Source organism: Streptomyces sp. NPDC103540, assembly GCF_055584445.1.
The window spans coordinates 110,532-128,535 of the sequence record NZ_JBVJMA010000013.1; the positions used below are offsets into that span (position 1 = coordinate 110,532).

At 70.9% G+C, this 18,004-nt stretch carries 20 protein-coding genes; 7 read left to right on the plus strand and 13 right to left on the minus strand.

Annotated features, from left to right (window positions below):
• The first annotated feature begins 104 nt into the window (after window positions 1-104).
• Entirely contained in the window at window positions 105-974 is an 870-nt protein-coding gene (locus tag ACZ6ZI_RS28840) for an AraC family transcriptional regulator (protein ID WP_469525525.1), read from the plus strand.
• 61 nt (window positions 975-1,035) lie between these two features.
• On the opposite strand, the gene ACZ6ZI_RS28845 is transcribed toward ACZ6ZI_RS28840, so the two are convergent.
• From ACZ6ZI_RS28845 to ACZ6ZI_RS28870, 6 genes are all read right to left on the minus strand, one after another.
• Complete coding sequence (locus tag ACZ6ZI_RS28845) at window positions 1,036-2,256, minus strand: alpha/beta hydrolase (protein ID WP_469525527.1); 1,221 nt, start codon at window positions 2,254-2,256, stop codon at window positions 1,036-1,038.
• A gap of 310 nt (window positions 2,257-2,566) precedes the next feature.
• Entirely contained in the window at window positions 2,567-3,124 is a 558-nt protein-coding gene (locus ACZ6ZI_RS28850; protein WP_469525528.1) for a DUF4232 domain-containing protein, read from the minus strand.
• Window positions 3,125-3,271: 147 nt separating this feature from the next.
• Window positions 3,272-3,937: a response regulator transcription factor gene (locus tag ACZ6ZI_RS28855; RefSeq protein WP_469525531.1), complete on the minus strand. Its 666-nt coding sequence runs from the start codon at window positions 3,935-3,937 to the stop codon at window positions 3,272-3,274.
• Window positions 3,934-4,989, minus strand: a complete 1,056-nt coding sequence (locus ACZ6ZI_RS28860) for a sensor histidine kinase (RefSeq protein WP_469525780.1) — start codon at window positions 4,987-4,989, stop codon at window positions 3,934-3,936. The genes ACZ6ZI_RS28855 and ACZ6ZI_RS28860 overlap by 4 nt, the downstream gene beginning before the upstream one ends.
• 164 nt (window positions 4,990-5,153) lie before the next feature.
• Window positions 5,154-5,678 carry a hypothetical protein gene (locus tag ACZ6ZI_RS28865; protein ID WP_469525533.1) on the minus strand — a complete coding sequence of 175 codons (525 nt, stop codon included), beginning with the start codon at window positions 5,676-5,678 and terminating at the stop codon, window positions 5,154-5,156.
• Window positions 5,679-5,825: 147 nt separating this feature from the next.
• Window positions 5,826-6,419, minus strand: a complete 594-nt coding sequence (locus ACZ6ZI_RS28870) for a TetR/AcrR family transcriptional regulator (protein ID WP_469525535.1) — start codon at window positions 6,417-6,419, stop codon at window positions 5,826-5,828.
• Window positions 6,420-6,523: 104 nt separating this feature from the next.
• Between ACZ6ZI_RS28870 and ACZ6ZI_RS28875 the strand changes: the two genes are divergently transcribed.
• From ACZ6ZI_RS28875 to ACZ6ZI_RS28885, 3 genes are all read left to right on the plus strand, one after another.
• Window positions 6,524-7,756, plus strand: a complete 1,233-nt coding sequence (locus tag ACZ6ZI_RS28875) for an alpha/beta hydrolase family protein (protein WP_469525536.1) — start codon at window positions 6,524-6,526, stop codon at window positions 7,754-7,756.
• Between the two features lie 52 nt (window positions 7,757-7,808).
• A complete protein-coding gene (locus ACZ6ZI_RS28880; RefSeq protein WP_469525538.1) occupies window positions 7,809-8,201 on the plus strand; it encodes a nuclear transport factor 2 family protein in 393 nt (130 codons plus the stop codon).
• Window positions 8,202-8,337: 136 nt separating this feature from the next.
• The gene (locus ACZ6ZI_RS28885) at window positions 8,338-9,864 is read left to right on the plus strand and encodes a serine/threonine-protein kinase (protein ID WP_469525541.1); all 1,527 of its coding nucleotides are present in this window, start codon (window positions 8,338-8,340) and stop codon (window positions 9,862-9,864) included.
• A gap of 32 nt (window positions 9,865-9,896) precedes the next feature.
• Here the strand turns inward: ACZ6ZI_RS28885 and ACZ6ZI_RS28890 are convergent, their stop codons facing one another.
• Window positions 9,897-10,640, minus strand: coding sequence for a phosphate/phosphite/phosphonate ABC transporter substrate-binding protein (locus ACZ6ZI_RS28890; RefSeq protein ID WP_469525543.1), 744 nt, complete (start codon window positions 10,638-10,640; stop codon window positions 9,897-9,899).
• Between the two features lie 177 nt (window positions 10,641-10,817).
• Here ACZ6ZI_RS28890 and ACZ6ZI_RS28895 point away from each other — a divergent pair, with 177 nt between their 5' ends.
• A complete protein-coding gene (locus ACZ6ZI_RS28895) occupies window positions 10,818-11,006 on the plus strand; it encodes a hypothetical protein (RefSeq protein ID WP_469525544.1) in 189 nt (62 codons plus the stop codon).
• A 103-nt stretch (window positions 11,007-11,109) separates the two neighbouring features.
• Here the strand turns inward: ACZ6ZI_RS28895 and ACZ6ZI_RS28900 are convergent, their stop codons facing one another.
• The 3 genes from ACZ6ZI_RS28900 to ACZ6ZI_RS28910 form a co-directional block, all read right to left on the minus strand.
• Window positions 11,110-11,808: a hypothetical protein gene (locus ACZ6ZI_RS28900; protein ID WP_469525546.1), complete on the minus strand. Its 699-nt coding sequence runs from the start codon at window positions 11,806-11,808 to the stop codon at window positions 11,110-11,112.
• A 119-nt stretch (window positions 11,809-11,927) separates the two neighbouring features.
• Window positions 11,928-12,335 (minus strand): hypothetical protein, encoded by a 408-nt coding sequence (locus ACZ6ZI_RS28905; RefSeq protein WP_469525549.1) that lies wholly within the window; start codon window positions 12,333-12,335, stop codon window positions 11,928-11,930.
• Window positions 12,336-12,587: 252 nt separating this feature from the next.
• On the minus strand, window positions 12,588-13,037 hold the full coding sequence (locus ACZ6ZI_RS28910) for a spore-associated protein (protein ID WP_363059197.1): 450 nt from the start codon (window positions 13,035-13,037) through the stop codon (window positions 12,588-12,590).
• 206 nt (window positions 13,038-13,243) lie between these two features.
• Between ACZ6ZI_RS28910 and ACZ6ZI_RS28915 the strand changes: the two genes are divergently transcribed.
• Window positions 13,244-13,390, plus strand: a complete 147-nt coding sequence (locus tag ACZ6ZI_RS28915) for a hypothetical protein (RefSeq protein WP_469525550.1) — start codon at window positions 13,244-13,246, stop codon at window positions 13,388-13,390.
• Window positions 13,391-13,458: 68 nt separating this feature from the next.
• On the opposite strand, the gene ACZ6ZI_RS28920 is transcribed toward ACZ6ZI_RS28915, so the two are convergent.
• The 3 genes from ACZ6ZI_RS28920 to ACZ6ZI_RS28930 form a co-directional block, all read right to left on the minus strand.
• Window positions 13,459-13,860 (minus strand): TIGR03618 family F420-dependent PPOX class oxidoreductase, encoded by a 402-nt coding sequence (locus ACZ6ZI_RS28920; RefSeq protein ID WP_469525551.1) that lies wholly within the window; start codon window positions 13,858-13,860, stop codon window positions 13,459-13,461.
• Between the two features lie 179 nt (window positions 13,861-14,039).
• A complete protein-coding gene (locus ACZ6ZI_RS28925; protein WP_469525553.1) occupies window positions 14,040-14,684 on the minus strand; it encodes a LysE family translocator in 645 nt (214 codons plus the stop codon).
• Between the two features lie 162 nt (window positions 14,685-14,846).
• A complete protein-coding gene (locus ACZ6ZI_RS28930; protein ID WP_469525555.1) occupies window positions 14,847-16,085 on the minus strand; it encodes a VWA domain-containing protein in 1,239 nt (412 codons plus the stop codon).
• 265 nt (window positions 16,086-16,350) lie between these two features.
• Between ACZ6ZI_RS28930 and ACZ6ZI_RS28935 the strand changes: the two genes are divergently transcribed.
• Window positions 16,351-17,901: a multicopper oxidase family protein gene (locus ACZ6ZI_RS28935; protein WP_469525557.1), complete on the plus strand. Its 1,551-nt coding sequence runs from the start codon at window positions 16,351-16,353 to the stop codon at window positions 17,899-17,901.
• Window positions 17,902-18,004 lie beyond the last annotated feature (103 nt).

Below are 18,004 nucleotides of genomic sequence, written 5' to 3' on the forward strand. Positions count from 1 at the left end.
GATGACCGGCCCTTCGACGCACGGGGGCACGATCGGATCGGTTCGCTTCGATCGGGCGCGGGCCGGGGAACCGCTGCCAAGGTTGGGTTCGAAAGGGAGGCCCTGTGATCTCGGCACTGAATCAGCTCGTCGAACTCGTCGAGGAACATCTCGCGGAGGATCTCGATGTCCGCGCTCTGGCGGGGACGCTCGGCACGACCGAGTACCACCTGCGTCGGATGTTCTCCTCGCTGGCCGGCATGCCTTTGTCGGAGTACGTCAGGCGCCGCCGCATGACCGTCGCGGCCGCCGACGTCATCCGGGGCGAGGCTGATCTGCTGAGCATCGCGGTGCGGCACGGATACGGCTCGAACGAAGCCTTCGCCCGTGCGTTCCGGGCCGTCCACGGCGCCGGCCCCGCAGACGTGCGCCGCGACGGAGGCCCCCTGCGCACACAACCCCAACTCAGGTTCCGCCTGACCGTCGAAGGAAGCATCCCCATGGAAACCCGCCTCGTCGTCCGACCCGTGTTCCGCCTGGTCGGGCATGCCACCCGGGTCCCCCTCATCCACCAGGGCGTCAACCCGCACATCCAGGCGCACATCGCCGCACTGCCCCCCGAGGAGCACCTGAGGCTCAAGGCCCTCGGCGACAGCGAACCCGCGGGCCTGCTCCAGGTGAGCGACGGGCTCGACCCGGACGCGAGGGAGGGCAGCGAACTGACCTACCTCCACGGAGTCGCGATGGACCGGGACACACCGCTCCCGGCAGACCTCGACGCGATCGAGGTACCGGACGGCACCTGGGCCGTCTTCCGCACCAGCGGACCGCATCCGCAGGCCCTGCAGACGACCTGGGCGGCGACCGCCACCGACTGGTTCCCCTCCAACCCGTGGAGGTTGCGTCAGGGCCCCTCCATCGTCGCCACGCTCGATCGCGCGCCCGACTTCACCACCGCGACCTGCGAACTGTGGCTCCCCGTCGAACCGGCGTGAGCTCCCGCCCCGCATCCCCACCCGGGCTGCCCCGGCATCTCGTCCGCCGGGCTGAGCGCGATCAGCGTGACGCGTCCGTACGGAGGAAGTCGAGCAGGATCTGACGACTCGTCTGGGAGGTGAGGCTGCCGTAGACGTCATCGAAGGCGTGCTCGGCGAAAGGGAGCTCCTTGACCGTGACGTCCACACCCTTGTCGCGCAGCGAGGCACCGAAGCCCTTGACGGTCCCGGGACGGGCACTTCGGTCGCGGTCTCCCACGACGAGCAGCGTGCGCTGGAGTCCCTCGCGGACGTCGGTGGTGGGGGAGACCTCTCGATAGCGCTCGGGGTGGTCGTCGGGTGTGCCGCCGATGAAGAGTTCCGCGGCCTCACGGGTACCGGCGACGTCCTCCTCCCACATGCCCCTGACATCGGTTGCGGGATAGAAGCCGACAACCGAGTGTGGGGGCCTGGGAGTGGGGCCGTCGGCGGCCCGCAAGGTGCCGTTCTGGAGGCGGTAGGCCGTGTTCATGGCGAGCGTGCCGCCGGCCGACATACCGCCCAGTGATATGCGGGAGGGGTCGATGCCGTAGCGATCGGCGTGCTCCTGGGCCCAGCCCAGGGCTGCCATCAGGTCGTACGGGGCTGTGTCCCAGGTGGGGCGTGCGGGTGTCGCCAGGGTGTAGTCGACGGCCAGGACCGTCACACCGTGGTCCGCCAGCCATCGGCCGGTGCCGCGCAGGTCGCTCTTGTCGAAGGTGTGGAAGCCTCCGGCATGGGCGAGCACGACGGCGGGCGCCTTGCCACCGGGGCTCACCTTCGCCCGGTACACGTCCGCCTCGAGCCGCTCGCCGTCCCGGGTGGCATAGACCTGGGTCGTGTCCGGGGCGGCGTCGTCGCGGGAGCCGAGGCCGCTGAATACCTGGCCGAACGAGACCCTTGTGCCGGCGTCGCGCGCGGCGGCGAACTGAACGCCGCCGATGACCAGAGCGGCGATGGCCGACTGAGAGGTCACCGCTGTCAGGGCCCGCCCCCAGCGCGCCGGGCCACGCCGCCATACGAGGCAACCCAGCGCCGCGCCTATGCCGGCCAGGAGCGCCACGTGGAAGGGATACTGGCCGCCGATGACCGGGCCGATGACGCCCGCCTTGGGAACGGCCGGAAAGTACGCGCCCAGCATGATCGTGGCTGTCAGGAAGGCGATGATCGAGGCGCTCAGGGCGACAACGACAAGCAGCGACTTCCCGATGATGCGGACGGGCGTGGCCTGTGGAGCAGGTGTCGGGGCCGTGGCGAGGGACATGGTCGGTTCCTTGGGCGTATGGAGAGCGGGTCGTCCGCGATGACGGTGTGTCCGGAGCGTGCGTCACAAGATTCGCTTCGCGCCCCTGTCATCCGCGTCCCCCACAGGAGCCAACCTGCGACGTAGCTCTCCAGGGGTACGCGGGGAATCGCACTGGCAGCCGAATGGGCCTCTGGACACCTGCCCAGCCACTTCCGGCCCGTCGCCGCCGCCCTCGCCCGCGTTCTCGACCTCCCCGCTGCGGCCGCACCGTCGGAGCCGCGGGACGGCGGCCCCCGCCGGCGGGGAACCGCGTCCAAGGGGTCCGTGCTCAGGCGGTGACCGGGCCCACCGTGAAGCGGTTCGAGCAGATCCGGAAGGCGGCGTCGACGACGGTCGCCTCCGTCGAAGCGGGCGCGTAGACCGACAGGTACGTGCCCTCGGGCAGGCAGGGGCCGCCGATGGGGCCGTTCGTGGTGTGCAGGACGGCCGTCGCGCGGGCCCCGGGGGCGAGGCGTACGGGCTCCGCCGCCCGGCCGTCCCGCTCGGCGGGGTTGCCGATCCGTCGCAGGTCGGCGTCCAGGACACTGACGCCCGGATACCCGAGGAGGGTGCACGAGCCGCCGCCGACGTTGGTGAAGACGAGCGGTACGTAGAGCTGCCCCGCGCCGACGTCCGGTGTCCCGACGGACACCCCCAGGTCCTCGGCGGCGCAGGTGGGCGTCCCTGCCTGCGCCTGAACCGCCGCACCCTGAACCGCCGCACCCGGAACCGCCGCTCCCGGAACCGCCGCTCCCGGAACCGCCGCCGCCGGGACGGCGGACACCAGCGCGGCACCCACCGCCACCGACAGCAGCGCGGGAACCGCCGTGCGTGCGAACCTCACCATGACTCACCCCGATCGTCGGAGCCGGCGCGGAAGCCGGCCCACGTGATGGACAGGCCCCCCGCCTACCCGCGATGCCCGCCGCCAAGCGGGACGACCGCACCCGCACCGGTCCGACCCGGCGCCACCCCGGGCCGGATGGGCCCCGGTTCAGGCGAGGCCCGAGGCGATGGCGCGGCGGACGGCGTCCGGGCGGTCGCGGATCCCGGCCTTGGCGAACAGGTTGTTGATGTGCGTCTTGACGGTGGCCTCGCTGATGAACAGCCGCTCGGCGATGCCCCGGTTGGGCAGGCCCTGGCCGATCAGCGCCAGCACCTCGCGCTCGCGCGGGGTGAGATCCTCGGGCAGCGCCCGGTCCGGGGCGGGCGCCTTGACCCTGACGGTGGCGAGCAGACGGTCCTGCACCTCGCGGTCGAGTACGGACTGGCCGGCGGCCGCCGCCCGGATCGCCCGGGTGATGTCCTGGCGTCCGGCGTTCTTGGTCAGGTATCCGCGGGCTCCCGCGCCCAGGGCGCCCAGGATCGAGTCGTCGTCGGCGAAGGTGGTCAGGACGACCACCGCGACCTCCGGATGCTCCTCGGTCAGGCGGCGGGTGGCCTCGATGCCGTCCATGACGGGCATCCTCAGGTCCATGAGCACGACGTCCACCGGGCCGGCGGCGACGGCCGTCAGTACCTCGGCGCCGTTCGCGGCGGCGGCGACGACCTCGATGCCCTCGGACAGGGCGAGGACCGCGGCGAGGGGCTCGCGGACGGCGGCCTGGTCGTCGGCGACGACCACCCTCAACTCCTGCTGATGCGCTGCTCGTCCGGTCATCGCGGGATCACTGCCTCCACTTGCCAGTCGCCCTGGTGCGGGCCTTCGGTGACCGGGCCCGCGGTCAGCGTTCCGCCCAGCAGGGCGACGCGTTCGCGCATGCCGATCAGTCCCATTCCGCTGCCCGTGCCCGGGGCCGCCCGCCGGGTGGCGGGTCGGTTGCGGATCCTCAGCGCGGTGGACTCCGGGGTGAACGCCAGCTCCATGTCGACGGTTCCCCCCGGGGCGTGCCGGGCCGCGTTGGTCAGTGCCTCCTGGGCGATCCTCAGCAGGTCCTGGACGGTCCGGGCGGGCACTTCGTGCTCGTCGCCGGTGACGGTGAGGGCGAGGGCGTCGTGCTGCCCGGAGGACGCCAGCATCGCGGTCAGCGTCTCGCGCAGCGGCAGCGCGTCCTCGCGCAGGGAGTGCACCGTCCACTGCGCCTGCTTCAGGCTCTCCTTGACCAGGCCGTGCGCCTTGGCGTGGGCCTCGCGGACCTTGTCGAGGTCGCCCGTCTCGATCAGCGCGTCCGCCAGTTCCAACTGCATGTTGATCCCGGCGAGTGAGTGGGCCAGGACGTCGTGCACGTCCCGGGCGATCCGGCCGCGTTCGGTCAGGACGGCGGTGCGCGCCTCGGCCCGGGCGGCGCGTTCGGCCGACTCCGCCGCGTCGATCGCCGCCCGTACCGCCTGGCGCCGGCTGCGGTTGACGATGCCGATCACGACCGGGGCGCCGGTGGCGAGGCCGAACATCCACGGCAGCAGCTCGTGCCCCGGCCCGAGGCGCAGGAACAGCACGGCGCCGCAGAGCAGGCTGCAGAACCCGGCCAGGGCGAGGGCGGTCCGGGTCGCCAGCCGGTATCCGATGTGACCGGAGAGGAAGAAGGCGAAGAGGTAGCCCGTTCCGCTGCTGCTCAGGCCGATCAGCGCGGCCGCCGCGATCACCCCGAGCGTGAACCAGACGAGGGCGAGGCGCGGGGAGACCCTGTGTTCGGGAAGGCGGCGGGCCAGCAGCGCCAGGGAGTTGACCACGAAGAGGAGGGCCACCACCAGCCCCCGGCCCTCGGTGCCCATGGGCCGGATCGTCAGGGCTCCCACGACGACGACCGCGAGGGAGGCCACCCACTGCACGCGCGGGTCGTGCCCGGGAACGGGGCGTGCGCCCGCGCCCCGGCCGGTGTCGTCGCCGGGGAGCGGAGCGCTGTGTTCTGCGGGCACACGCCGAAGATACGGCACGGTCAGGCCACCCCGCCGAGCACGGGCACGGCGGTGGCCGCCCGTACCGTCCGGCTGCGGACGAAGAGGGTGGCCACTCGGGTGACGACCTCGGTGAGGGCCATCAGGACGAAGGCCGTCACCCATGCCTGCTCGCCGGTGATGTGGTGGGCGAGGCTGAACCGGGCGACGTCGTCGGCGCCGCCGCCGTGCTGCACCCACGTCTGGAACCCCATCCGCGCTCCCATGCCCACGATCCACAGGATCGCCGACACGGCACCCGCCTTGATGAGGAGGTTCCCGTCGAGGGCGCGGATGCGGGTGTACATCCCTCCCGCGATGCCCAGAGCGGCGCCCACGGCCGTCAGGGTCGCGATCAGCACGAGGTCGTTGCCGGCGGTGGGGACGGAGTCCAGGTACGAGTACGCCACGAAGGCCACGATCCCCAGCGGCAGCAGGAACGTCCTGTGGTCGAGGCGTCCTTCCCGCAGCTGCCGGAAGACGACCAGGAGGAGGGCGATGTCGGTGATCCACTCGGTTGCTGTCATGCCCTCCAGACTGCTGTGACGCCGCCCGCCGCACCTGGACCCGGGGGTGGAGAAGCGGGTGGAGATCCCGCCGGCCGCCGGCCGCCGAAGCCGGATTCGGCGCCGGCGTCGTGACGGGGGAGCCGGCGCGCCCCGGCCGCACGGTCCTCAGGCCGGATCCGGCCCCCGCACGCCGCCGAGGAGTCGGTCGACGAGGAGTTCCGGGTAGCCGGTCGTCGGCACGTCGATGCCGAAGATCGCCCGGATGTAGAACGGCGCGATCAACTGGTCGAGGATCTGCTCCACCGGCGGCGGCTCCTCACCCCGGGCCTCGGCCCGCTCCCGGATCTGCTCGATGGACCGCATGCGGCGCCGGAAATGCAGGCCGCGCTCGTCCTGGGCCTGGGCGCTGTTGGGCATGGACAGGACGACGGCGCGCACCAGTGCGCGGCCCTCGGGCGTGGCCATGCCCACGACGCTTCCCTCGGCCCAGGAGATGAGGTCACCGCGCAGGCTGCCGGTGTCGTTCAGCGGCGCATCGCGTTCGAGGCGGGTGGTGACCGTGTCGGCCAGCAGTGCCTCCAGGCTGCCCCAGCGCCGGTAGACGCTGGTGTGGTTGACGCCGGCGCGCCCCGCGATCGCGGGGATGGTGAGGCCTTCGCCCTCGGGGTCCGAGAGGAGGTCGATGACCGCCTGGTGGACGGCAGTGCGGACCTGCTCGGGGCTCCTGCGGATGCGTGAGGCGGGTTGTTTCTGAGTCACACCCCCATCGTAAGCACAAATATTTGCTTCTGAGTCGGCGAGGGTCTATGGTCCATCTCGTAAGCACAAATCTGTGCTTACGGATCCGGTCGGAGGAGACTGCCGTGAAGCCGCTGCTGTTCCCGAACAACGCCCAGTTCTGGTACGAGACCCTGCGCTCGCTGAGCCACATCGCCTACGGCGGCGCCGACTTCGGCGAGGTCGTCTCCACCGGCGAGCGGATCACCGAGGGCGACTACGACAGCTGGTACACCGAATGGTTCGCCACCGCCGAGCGGGTCTCGTCGGAGGCGGAGAAGGCGCTGGCGGCCGGCCACCGCGTCAGCGCCCGCGACGGCTTCCTGCGGGCCTCGAACTACTACCGGTCGTCGGAGTTCTTCCTGCACGGCAAGGACTGCGACCCGCGCCACGACCACGCCTACGACCGTTCGGTGGAGTGCTTCCAGGCCGCCGCCGCCCTCTACACCAGCCCCCTCATCGAGCCGGTCCGGATCCCCTACGAGGACACCACGCTGCCCGGCTACCTCTACCGGGTCGACGACTCGGGCACCCCCCGACCGACGCTGATCATGCACAACGGCTTCGACGGCACCGCGGAGGAGATGCACTTCTTCGGCGCGTTGGCCGGCGTCGAGCGCGGCTACACCGTGCTGGTCTTCGACGGCCCCGGAATGCCCGGGCCGCGCCACCACCAGGGCCTGGTCTTCCGCCCCGACTGGGAGAACGTCATCACCCCGGTGATCGACTTCGCCGAGACCGTCCCGGAGATCGACAACAGCCGCATCGGACTGCTGGGCCTCAGCATGGGCGGAGTGCTCGCCCCCCGGGCCGCCGCCTTCGACCACCGGCCGGCCGCGCTGATAGCCGTCGACGGGCTGTACGACCTCGGCCAGATCTCCGTACGCAACATCCCCGGCGGCCGGCAGGAGGCCGAACGCCTCCTGCGCGCGGATTCCGCCCCGGAACTCGACGCCGCCCTGGAGCGGATCATGACCGAGGACCCCATCGCCCGCTGGGCCCTCCACCACGGCATGTACGTCATGGGCGTCGACACCCCCCGCGCCTTCAACGCCTCCTACCTCGACTACACCCTCGCCGACGGCATCGCCGAACGGATCCAGTGCCCCACCCTCGTCTGCGACGCCGCGGAGGACATGTTCTTCCAGGGTCAGCCCGAGCAGCTCTACGACCACCTCACCTGTCCCAAGACGCTCATGCTCTTCACCGCCGAGGAAGGCGCCGGCGCCCACTGCCACCCCGGCGCCATGCGCCTGTCCATCGCCCGCATCTACGACTGGCTCGACGACACCCTCACCCACACCGACACCCGCGCCTGACCCCCGCCCCGGCGGACCGCATCCGCAGCCGCATCCACTGGAAGGACCTCACATGACCCGCACCGGCATCAAGGCCGCCCTCACCGACCTGCTCCTCAACGACGGGATCACCCTCACCGAAGCCGCCGACCGGCACTTCACCCCCGACTACCGCCAGCGCACCGACGGGGAGTGGGCCGACCGCTCCCGGTTCCTCGACCACGTCGCCCATCTGCGGACCCTCGTCGCGGCCGGCGAGATCGAGGTCCACGAGGAGCTCCACGACGGCGACCGGTACGCCGACCGGCACACCTGCCACCTCACCAAGAAGGACGGGACGACCGTGAGCATGGAGGTCTACGTGTTCGCCGACCTCGCCCCCGACGGCCGCTTCCGACGCATCGAGGAGACCACCCTGATGCTCGAGGGGTCCGAGGCCGACCGCAACCTCGGCAGCGCCCGCTGACCACCCCCACCCCGCCAAAGCGGCGCGCTCCCGGTCACGAGCACGGACAGCCGGGCGGTGACGAGGTCCCGGCGGTTGTTCATACTGATCCGCGAAGGACTGACGGTGTCGAGGGACCCGAGGGGGCGGGGGGATCGTGGTGTTGCCGGTGCGCGTGGGCGCGTACGTCGTGGAGGGCGAACTCGGGGCCGGGGGGATGGGGACGGTGTATCTGGCCCGTTCCCGGGGCGGTCGGCCGGTGGCGGTGAAGGTGGCCCGGCCCGAGTTGGCCGCCGATCCGCACTTCCGCGCCCGGTTCCGGGCCGAGGTCGACGCGGCGCGCAAGGTCGGCGGATTCCACACGGCCCAGGTGGTCGACGCCGATCCCGAAGCCCCGGCGCCCTGGCTTGCGACCGCCTACGTACCCGGACCGACCCTGTCCCGCCTGCTCGCCGAGCGCGGGCCGATGGACGAGACGGGCCTGCGGCGGTTGGGCGCGGCGTTGGCGGAGGCGCTCCAGGCCGTGCACGCGTGCGGGCTGGTCCACCGGGACCTGAAGCCGGGCAACATCATCATGGCCGAGGACGGTCCACGCGTGCTGGACTTCGGGATCGCCCGAGCCCTGGAGTCGACACGGCTGACCTCCACCGGTGCCGCGTTCGGCACCCCGGGGTTCCTCGCGCCCGAGCAGGCGCAGGGGCGGGAGGTCGGACCCGCCGCCGACGTCTTCGCCCTCGGGGCGATCCTCGTCACGGCCGCGGGAGGCGACCCGTTCGGGGACGGGACGTCGATGACGCTCATGTACCGGGCCGTGCACGAACCGGCCGACCTCAGTGCCCTTCCCCCGGCACTGCGCACCGTGGTGGCCGACTGTCTGGCGAAGGACCCGGGCGCGCGGCCCTCGCCCGAGCGGATCCTCGACCTGCTCACCTCGCCCGAGGCCGTTCCCGGGCGGGCCGATCCTCGTGGCGAGCCGGTGCCCGGCGCCTCCCGGACCGCCGTGGACGTGCCGGTGACGGTCCCGTCCCCGAACCGGGCGCGGACCGTGACGGCAACCGCGGCAGCCGCCGGAGCCTCCGTACGGAGCCGCGGGAGCCGCCGTACGAAGATCCTCACGGGTTCGGGCCTGGCGCTCGTCGGCATCGGCGCGCTGACGCTCTGGCTGGTCGCGTACGCCCCGTTCACCTTTCCGAAGGCCACGTACGAGGTGGTGCTCCCCGAGGCCCTGCTGGACGGTGCCTACGTCAAGGATCCGGAGGGCAGGTCGCTCCGGGTACCGCAGAAGGCGAGGTTCGGCGAGCTGGAGGGGGTGTACCTCACCGCGGACTACCTCCTCGTCGGCGCGGCGCCGGGCTCCGAAGCGAAGGTGGAGGTCACCGCGGTGTCCGGGCGCTTCAAATTCACCGGGACGAAGCGTGACGCGTTGATCGAGGCATCGACCCTGACGGGCGGCATGCGCGTCCTCGATCCGGCGCGCACGATTCGCGTACCGGGATCCGACGTCGACATCAGCTGCCAGAGCGTGGTCTCCGCCCCCCACCCTGCCAGGACCGTGTGCGGCTGGGGCGACTCCAACACCGTCGCCGTCGTTGCCTTTCCCGAGAATCCCAGCCTGGACGAAGCCGCATCCCGAGCGCATCACATCCGTCAGGCGATCCGCAAGCCGCTCGCTCCCCGTTCCTGATCCCTTGCGCCGCCGGCGCCGCCGTGTGGAGTTCAGCGGGCGACGGCTTCCGCGGTGATGCGGAAAATCTCCTCGACGGCCACGGAATCGTAGGGGGCGAATCCGGAGAAAAGGGTGGCCCCGTTCATTTGTGGCCGGTAGGTCAGCAGAAAGCGCAGGACGGCCGACCGCAGCCGGGGCGAAGCCTCCGTACCGGCGATGAAAAGGGGCGTCGGAAGGTGGTCCCTCCGGGCGATCACGCGCGTGGTTTTCGCATTGGCCGGGTCTTTCAGCCACACGTCCTCCTGGATGAAGGTCGCGTCCGCCGCGCCGTTCACGACCGCCTCCACCTGGCCCTCGTAGGGCGGCGTGATCACGAGTTCACCGAAGAAGTCGTCGATCCGGAATCCCAGGTCGTGAACCGCCAGCATCGGTGCGAGGAAGCTCGTCGTGCAGAAGCGGTGCGCTATCGCGAGCCGCTTGCCGCGCAGGTCGCCGACATCGGTGGCGTCACCGGCCACGGGGACGATGAGCAGGCTCGGGATCCCGGTGGTGCCGTCCGCCGCGTAGAGGGCGCTTGCGATCGGCGTGTAGGCGGGATCGTCGCGCAGATGGAAATAGTTCAGAACGGGAAGGTACGAAAAGGTCGCCGCGTGTTTTTCGAGCTGCTCGGTCAGCGGGCCCATGTCGCCGTGATATCCCGTGACGTGAATCCCGTGTGACGCGGTGAACGCGGACCATTCCGGTGAACCGACTTCGAGCCTCAGATTCGCGTCGTGCAAGAACGTCGCATTCATCGATCCTCCCGTGCGTACGACAGCCACCTTCCAGTCTTGCCCCTCGCGAAGAAGCGGGCGACCGAGGCTGCCGGTTCGCGTTGGCCCTGCGGGGTCGTCCGTTCGTAGGACGGCCGGACATCCCGTGCGCGGTGAGGCTGGGTGAACCCATTCGGCTCATCGTCGGGAGGACACCTCATGAAGACCAGCGTCTCGGCGTCGGAGGCCACGCTGCCCCGACCGTCCTACATGTTCCGGGAGTTGCTCGACACGCGGGAAAGCGTGCCGGGCTCGTCGAAGCGCGGTTGCGCCTTCTGCACCCTGTGTATCGCCGTGGCCCATCGCTCGCGGTCGCCGCACAGGAAGGTCGGATCACCGACCCGGTGACTTCCGGGAGGCCGTGGGCCCGCGAGAGGCGGGCTCCGGAGCAGGTCGCAACCTCCCCGTCCCGAGGGGCGGGGAGCCCTGGCCCGGTCGGCCCGCGGAGGGGCTACCGGGTGTCGGCCGGGCGGTCCGACGGGGTCGCGGTCACGGAATCGGGGGCCGTCAGGGCCGCGAGCTCCAGGGACCTCAGCAGCGCCTCCCGGTCCGCCGGTACGTACTCCGCCGCCGCGGCGGCGGCGTCCAGCAGCTCCCGGACCTCGGCGGCCGTGAGGCCGCGCGCCTCGGCCGCGGCCAACAGGTGGTCCGCCCGCAGCCGGGGGAGGCCACGCTCGGAGGCGATCAGGTCGCGCAGCGCTTCCTCACGGACCGCGAAACGGCTCATTCCGCAGTCGAGGCCGTCGTCGTCCAGGTCATCCGGGTAGGGCGCGCGGGCCCAGGCGCCGTCCTCGTACCAGTACACGCAGCCCAGCTCCCAGCCCTCCGACAGCGCCCGCAGGCGCTCGTACGGGAGCCAGTCCGGCGCCTGCGCCAGCATGTCGATCGCCGGCTCGTGCCATTTGACGGCACTGGACTCGTCCTCGCCGTAGAGCAGATAGCGGCCCTCCCGCACCTGCTGGAGCGTCCACCAGGTGCAGCCCCGGTCGTCGAGGTGCAGTCCCCGGCCGTCGATCCACGTGCCGCCGCGGCGCGCACCCCGGGACTCCGCCTTCGCCGTGGACTCCAGTACGGCGGCCAGTGCCCACCGCGCCCACAACACGTCGGCCGCCGGCAGGTCCTCCGGCAGGCCAGGCCTGTTGATCGCCATTCCCGTCCCCAGTCCATCCGGTCCTCGTACGGCGTCCCGCACGAGCGCCGAACCGTGATCGTAGAACAGCGTCGGGGGAGCGGTCGGCGGCCGGCGGCCCACGCCCCGGCGAAGATTCCCTAGGGGCGGGCGTCCATGCGGTGGACGAGCCTGCCGTCGGGGCCGAAGACGTCGATGAAGTAGCCCTTCTTGAAGGAAGCCCCCTCCTTCGTCATCAGGTGGGCGGTGACCGAGGTGTTCTGCCGGCGGAAGGTCGCGTCCTCGGGGTCCGCGTTCCGCGTCCGGACGATCACCCGGGGCACGCCTTCCGGACCCTCCTCGACCTGTATCCCGTACACGTCCGGATCCCCGCCGCCCGCCCGGTAGCGCTCGGCCAGGGCCGCGGCCTCCGGGGGAGCGGCCGTGGCCGTGGCGGCCGGACCGGGCATGACCCGCTCTGGGGGTTCGTCCGTACAGCCCACCAGCAGCGCGGCTCCCGCCACCGCCGTCAGCGCCGCCCGGGCACCCCGCCGTAATCCACGTCCCATCGTCAACTCCCTCGATCGGTAAGGATCAAGCGACCCTACGACAGGCGGACGGCCGCGGACCCGAGGGGGGAGGGCGAACGCGCCCTCGCCCCGGCAGGCTCGCCGGGTTCCGCGGGGCGAGTCTGCCGGGGCGAGCCGGACCACGACGGTTTCCGTGCCGTCGTCGGGGTGTGGAGGTCCCGTGGATCCTGCCCCCGACGACCACACGACCACGACGACCGCACGGAACGTCGCGGTCAGGAGGCGCTCGGGTCAGCGCACTTCGGTGACCCGGTGCTCCTTGCGCGCGCCACAGTTGGAGTTGTACACCTGCACGTGCACGTTGCTGATGCCCCCGCCCCAGTCGACGCAGTGGCCCTTGCCGTACACGTAGGCCGGGCCCGCGTACGACGTGTACCGGCCGAAGTCCTCGCCCCGCTCCCAGGTCGCGGGAACTTCGATCCAGAGGGCCATGTCCACGGCCGCACCCGGGTTGTTGCGGATGGTCGCGACGCAGTTCTTGCCGTTCGAGGCGTTGTACGTCAGGTAGACGGTGCCCAGCGAGCCGATGGCGGCCGAGTTCACGGTCTTGTAGGCACTTCCGCAGACCTTCTGCGGCGTGGTGTTGGGCGCGGCGGTGGCGGGCGCCGCCAGCGCGGTCGTGGCCCCCAGGGCCAGGGCGGCGAACGCGGTGGTGGTGACGACGGAACGGGTGAGTTTCATGCTTCCCCCTGGGCGGTCGTTGGAGTCGGTCGCTCCTGCATGCTGGGACATGCGGGACGGCGAAACGGTTGCGCCTCCTCGAAAAAAGATCTGACGTCATCTCAACAATTCCCCGGCCGGCCGATGGACGACCGGTTGGACGCGCATGGAGCAGGAGTTCCGGGGCACACGACGTAGCGTCAGAGCGGTCCACGCCGGGAGGGCACATGTCCGGACTCTTCACGAAGATCAAGCAGTTCAGCCGCAGTCCGCAGGGACAGCGGACGATCGCCTCGGTGCGGCGCGCGGCTTCCGACCCGCGCAAGCGGGAACAGGCCGGCGGAATCCTCAGGCGCCTTCGGGCCAAGCGCTGACACCGGCCCCCCGGGCGCACCCGCTCGGCTGACGCGCCGGTGGGCAGCCGATGACGGGCCGCTCCCGTTCAGTTGACGGGACGGCTGACGCGTTCGGGCAGGATCACGTAGATCACACGGACCTGGTCGGTGCCGCCGTACCAGGGATAGGGGCGGCCGAGGTACTTCCGCGCGAGCGCCTCGATGTGGGCGACCGCGCCCTCGCGCGTCACCCGCGTCACCCGACCGCGGATCTGGACGTAGGACGCCGGATCCGCGGGATCGGACACCGCCACGGCCACCCGCGGGTCGCGTGCGATGTTCCGCGTCTTCTGGTGGGACTCGACGCTGTTGATCAGTACGTGGACACCGTCGGTGTCGACCCAGGTCTGGGTGAGTTGAGGCGAGCCGTCGGGCATCGTCGTCGCGATGTAACAGGTACTGGGGCGACGCAGCAGCGCCTCGACGTCCTCACCGAGAGGTACGGCCACGAGGATCTCCAAGAGATTGCCGAACGGTCGCCGTCGCCACCCCGGCCACCGTAGCCCTCTCGGCCGCGCCGGCCGGGTTGCCGCCTCCCCGCGGCGCGCCGCGTCAGCCGGTCGGCCGAGCGACCGACGCTCGACGCGGAGGCGGTCGCCCCGATCTCGGAGACCTCGCGCCGGGTGAATCAGGCCGAGGCGGGTGTACGGGACAGGGCCGTGCGCACCGCGAAGAAGCCGAGCAGTCCGCCCGCGGCGAACCGCTGAGCGGTCATCACACGAGGGCGGGCCACCAGAAAGCCCGACACCCGCGCCGCGCCCAACATGATCAGGGCGTTCACGGCGAGTCCCACGACGATCTGCACGCCACCGAGCTGGAGCAGCTGTGCCCACGCCGGGCCCGCCTGCGGCTCCATGAACTGGGGCAGCAGAGCGGCGTACATGAGAGCGATCTTGGGGTTGAGCAGGTTGGTCAGCAGGCCCATCGAGAACAGTCGCGCGTCGGAGACGCGAGGAAGGTCCTGCGCCGGAGCGAAGGGTGAGCGCCCACCGGGCCTGAGCATGCCCCAGGCGAGATAGGCCAGGTAGGCCGCCCCGGCGAGCTTGACCGCCGTGAAGGCCGCCGGCACGGCGGCGAACAGCGCGGACATCCCCGCGGCCGCGGCCAGCAGGTAGCACACGAATCCCACGGCGGTCCCGCTCAGACTCACCAGGCCCGCCCTGCGGCCCTGGGTGATCGCGCGGGACGTGAGGTGGATCATGTTCGGTCCCGGAGTCAGCGCCATGCCCAACTCGATGAGGGCCACCCCTCCCACTGCAGCCAGACTGATCACTGTTGAACTCCCCCTTGTTCGATCCGGTACGACGCGGCGCGGGCGACCGACGACCGACGCCCGACGACCGCGGACGGCTGCGACGCATCGGCCACACCCGCGTCGCCCGCCCCAGGATACGAACCTACCGTTCGCCGTGTTCGTGCACTGTGACGCCGGGGGTCAGCGCACGATGCCCGCGGTACGCGCGACGGCGAGCCACTCGGGAAATTCCTTCATCAGACGGTCGTACAGGTCGGCGTCACTGCGTCGCGCCGGGTCCTGTCCGGCCCCGAAGTATCCCGCGTTGTCCACGACCCTTCCCGTGAGTGTGTCCAGACTGCGAAGAAACCGCAGGTCCTGGCTGCGGCCGAAGCCCACGAACTGCCAGAAGATCGGCAGGCCGCTGGTTCGCCGCAGCAGCCGGCGCGTCTCCTCCCGGTCCGACGGGTCGCCGTCCGTCTGGAAGACGACGAACGCCGGGTCGGTGGCGCCGCTGCCGCGGTAGTGCGCGACGACCGCCTCCATGGCGGGGGCGAAGGCGGTGCCTCCCCAGTCCAGCTTCTCGTGCAGGGCTTTGATCCGTCCGGAGTAGTCGTCGAGGGACACGGTGGAGACCAGGTCCACGTCGTGGGAGAAGAAGACCAACGGAACGACACCGTCGTCGTCGAGGTTGGCCGCGAGGCCCAGGACCTGCTCCGCCAGGCGCTGCATCACCCCGGTTTCATAGAACCAGACCATGCTCGCCGAATGATCCATGACGAGGTACACCGCGACGCGTCGGCCACCGAGTCCCTTCTTCCTCAGCGAGAGGTGCGCCGTCTTGTAGAGGTCGACCAGGCCGGGCGCGGCACGTTGGACCTTCTCCAGGCTGACGGCGGGTGCGGGGGCGGCCGGGTCCCGCGTGGGTACCGGATCCGGTTCGGGATCGTCGACGTCGATGCCGAAGTCCTTCGCCAGGCCGGCGAGTCCATCGGCGTAACCCTGGCCCAGGGCGCGGACTTTCCAACTACCGGCTCGCCGGTAGAACTCGGCCAGCAGGACGACGGTCTCCCGGTGCCGCAGAGGCGGCGGGTCGAATGAGAACCGCAGGCTCCCGCTGTCGATGGTCACCTTCGGAGTGCCGGCGGCGTCGAAGACGGTGTCCGGCCGGTCGACGTCCACACTCGCCACGATCTTCACGCAGTGGACGTCTTCGGGGACACGCGTGAAATCGATGTCGATCAGCGACTCGCTCAGCGTGACACCGTCCTGCGCGGTGTGATTGAAGAAGACGAGGTCGTGATCGTCGCGAACCTTGCCCTCCTCCGTCAGGAGCACCGCGGACACGTCCACGGGCGTTCCGGAGGCCACGACACGGGCACGGGCCCGCTCACTTGCCAGCGGGGCGTTCCCGCCGGAGGACAGGGCGGTGACGGTCATGAGGCGACTCCTCCGGAAGCGTTCCGAGCCGTCATTCTCCCCGCCCGATATCCGTCCGTCAGCGGAATCCGCGAGAAGACCGTGACCCCCACGCTGCGGTGCCGGGCACCGCACAGGCCCCCGGCGCGCTGTCGTCCGCAGGCCGGTAGGGCGCGTCCGGGCGGGCGAAATCATGATGCATGGGCGTATCAGGGGGGATTTCATCCAGAGTGAAGTGATATCAGAGGCCTGGAACATGGATCCGATCTGCTGAGGAGTCACCGTCATGCGGCCTCGACTGAAAGTGCTCTGGGGGACGGTCGCCCTCGCCGCCGCCTTCACGGCGGCCCAGGCCCACCCCGCCGGCGCGTCGTTCGTCGACGCCGGAGTGCGGGCGGACCTCGATCCGTCCTCTCCTCTCGGCCCGCGCCTGGAGGATCCCCCCGAGTACAAGAGCCACAACGGCGTCCTGCGGGCGTCGATCACGGTGGAGCGCAAGAAGGTCCTCGTCGGCAACCAGATGCTGTACGCGCTCACCTACAACGGCCGGTACATGCCGCCCACGCTCCGCGTGCGTCCGGGCGACGTCGTCCGGCTCAAGATGACCAACAAAGTGGACCAGGACACCAACCTCCACCTGCACGGCATCCACGTGTCGCCCCGCCCGCCGGCCGACGACATCTTCATCGCCATCAAGTACGGGGAGACGTACGACTACACGTACACGCTGCCCAAGAGCCTGGCGCCGGGCACGTACTGGTACCACTCGCACGCCCACGGATTCTCGGCCGCGCAGGTCGCGGGAGGCGAGTCGGGCGTCCTCATCGTCGACGACCTCAAGCGGTACCTGCCGCCGGACCTGAGGCACATCACCGAGCACACCATCGCCCTGAAGGACGATCAGGTCGACGGCGACGCCATCAAGACCTCCCCGCTGAGCATGGGGGCACCCACCAACCGGACCGTCAACGGGCAGCAGAACCCCGTCATCCCGATCCGTCCGGGCGAGACGCAGCTGTGGCGGCTGGCCAACATCGGCGCCAACATCTACTACAAGCTCCACCTCGCCGGCTTCAGGTTCCACGTGATCGCCCAGGACGGTCATCCCGTGCATCGCGTCTACGCGGCGGACAGCCTCGTCCTCGCCGCCGGCGCCCGCTACGACGTCCTCGTGCAGGCTCCCGAACGCCCCGGCACCGCGCAGTTGGAGACGCTGCCGTACAACACGGGGTCGGCGGGAAACCAGTTCCCGCAGGCGAACCTCGCCACCGTGGTGACCGGGGGGAAGCCGGTGGAGCGCGCCGCGATCCCGTCCACGTTCGGACCGTACGAGGACCTGTCGCACGCGAAGGTCGCCGGACGCAAGACGATCACCTACACGGAGAACGCGGACGGGACCGAGTTCTTCATCAACGGCAAGACGTACGACCCGGACCGGATCGACTTCACCTCGCACCTGAACACGGTCGAGGAATGGACGGTGCGGAACGACACCGACGAGCAGCACTCCTTCCACGTCCACACCAACCAGTTCCAGCTGATGAGCACCAACGGAGTGCCGACGGACCCCGCGCACGGCTGGTACGACACCGTGACCGTGCCCGTCCGAGGGTCGATCGTGGTCCGCACCCGGTTCCTCGACTACACGGGCAGGACGGTGCTGCACTGCCACATCCTGAACCACGAGAACGCGGGGATGATGTCCGTGCTGGACATCCTCCCCAAGGGCGTCCCGGCGGGCACCCCGAACGGATCCGGCGGTCACGGGGGTCACGGCGGCCACGGAGGTCACGGGGGCCACAAGGGCCAGAGCGGGCATTCCGGCCACGGCGCGTGAGATGACGCGGCGCGCACGGCGCCGCCGACGGGTTCTCCCACGCCCACCCCTCGGGAGCGGGCGCGGGAGAACCCGTCACCAACGCCTCCACCCGCGCCCCCTA

What these genes read in the sequence shown, in the direction of transcription:
- ACZ6ZI_RS28845 (WP_469525527.1), bottom strand. Translation starts at nt 2,256, where the DNA reads ATGTCCCTCGCCACGGCCCCGACACCTGCTCCACAGGCCACGCCCGTC.
- ACZ6ZI_RS28850 (WP_469525528.1), bottom strand. Translation starts at nt 3,124, where the DNA reads ATGGTGAGGTTCGCACGCACGGCGGTTCCCGCGCTGCTGTCGGTGGCG.
- ACZ6ZI_RS28855 (WP_469525531.1), bottom strand. Translation starts at nt 3,937, where the DNA reads ATGACCGGACGAGCAGCGCATCAGCAGGAGTTGAGGGTGGTCGTCGCC.
- ACZ6ZI_RS28860 (WP_469525780.1), bottom strand. Translation starts at nt 4,989, where the DNA reads ATGGGCACCGAGGGCCGGGGGCTGGTGGTGGCCCTCCTCTTCGTGGTC.
- ACZ6ZI_RS28865 (WP_469525533.1), bottom strand. Translation starts at nt 5,678, where the DNA reads ATGACAGCAACCGAGTGGATCACCGACATCGCCCTCCTCCTGGTCGTC.
- ACZ6ZI_RS28880 (WP_469525538.1), top strand. Translation starts at nt 7,809, where the DNA reads ATGACCCGCACCGGCATCAAGGCCGCCCTCACCGACCTGCTCCTCAAC.
- ACZ6ZI_RS28890 (WP_469525543.1), bottom strand. Translation starts at nt 10,640, where the DNA reads ATGAATGCGACGTTCTTGCACGACGCGAATCTGAGGCTCGAAGTCGGT.
- ACZ6ZI_RS28895 (WP_469525544.1), top strand. Translation starts at nt 10,818, where the DNA reads ATGAAGACCAGCGTCTCGGCGTCGGAGGCCACGCTGCCCCGACCGTCC.
- ACZ6ZI_RS28900 (WP_469525546.1), bottom strand. Translation starts at nt 11,808, where the DNA reads ATGGCGATCAACAGGCCTGGCCTGCCGGAGGACCTGCCGGCGGCCGAC.
- ACZ6ZI_RS28905 (WP_469525549.1), bottom strand. Translation starts at nt 12,335, where the DNA reads ATGGGACGTGGATTACGGCGGGGTGCCCGGGCGGCGCTGACGGCGGTG.
- ACZ6ZI_RS28910 (WP_363059197.1), bottom strand. Translation starts at nt 13,037, where the DNA reads ATGAAACTCACCCGTTCCGTCGTCACCACCACCGCGTTCGCCGCCCTG.
- ACZ6ZI_RS28915 (WP_469525550.1), top strand. Translation starts at nt 13,244, where the DNA reads ATGTCCGGACTCTTCACGAAGATCAAGCAGTTCAGCCGCAGTCCGCAG.
- ACZ6ZI_RS28930 (WP_469525555.1), bottom strand. Translation starts at nt 16,085, where the DNA reads ATGACCGTCACCGCCCTGTCCTCCGGCGGGAACGCCCCGCTGGCAAGT.
- ACZ6ZI_RS28935 (WP_469525557.1), top strand. Translation starts at nt 16,351, where the DNA reads ATGCGGCCTCGACTGAAAGTGCTCTGGGGGACGGTCGCCCTCGCCGCC.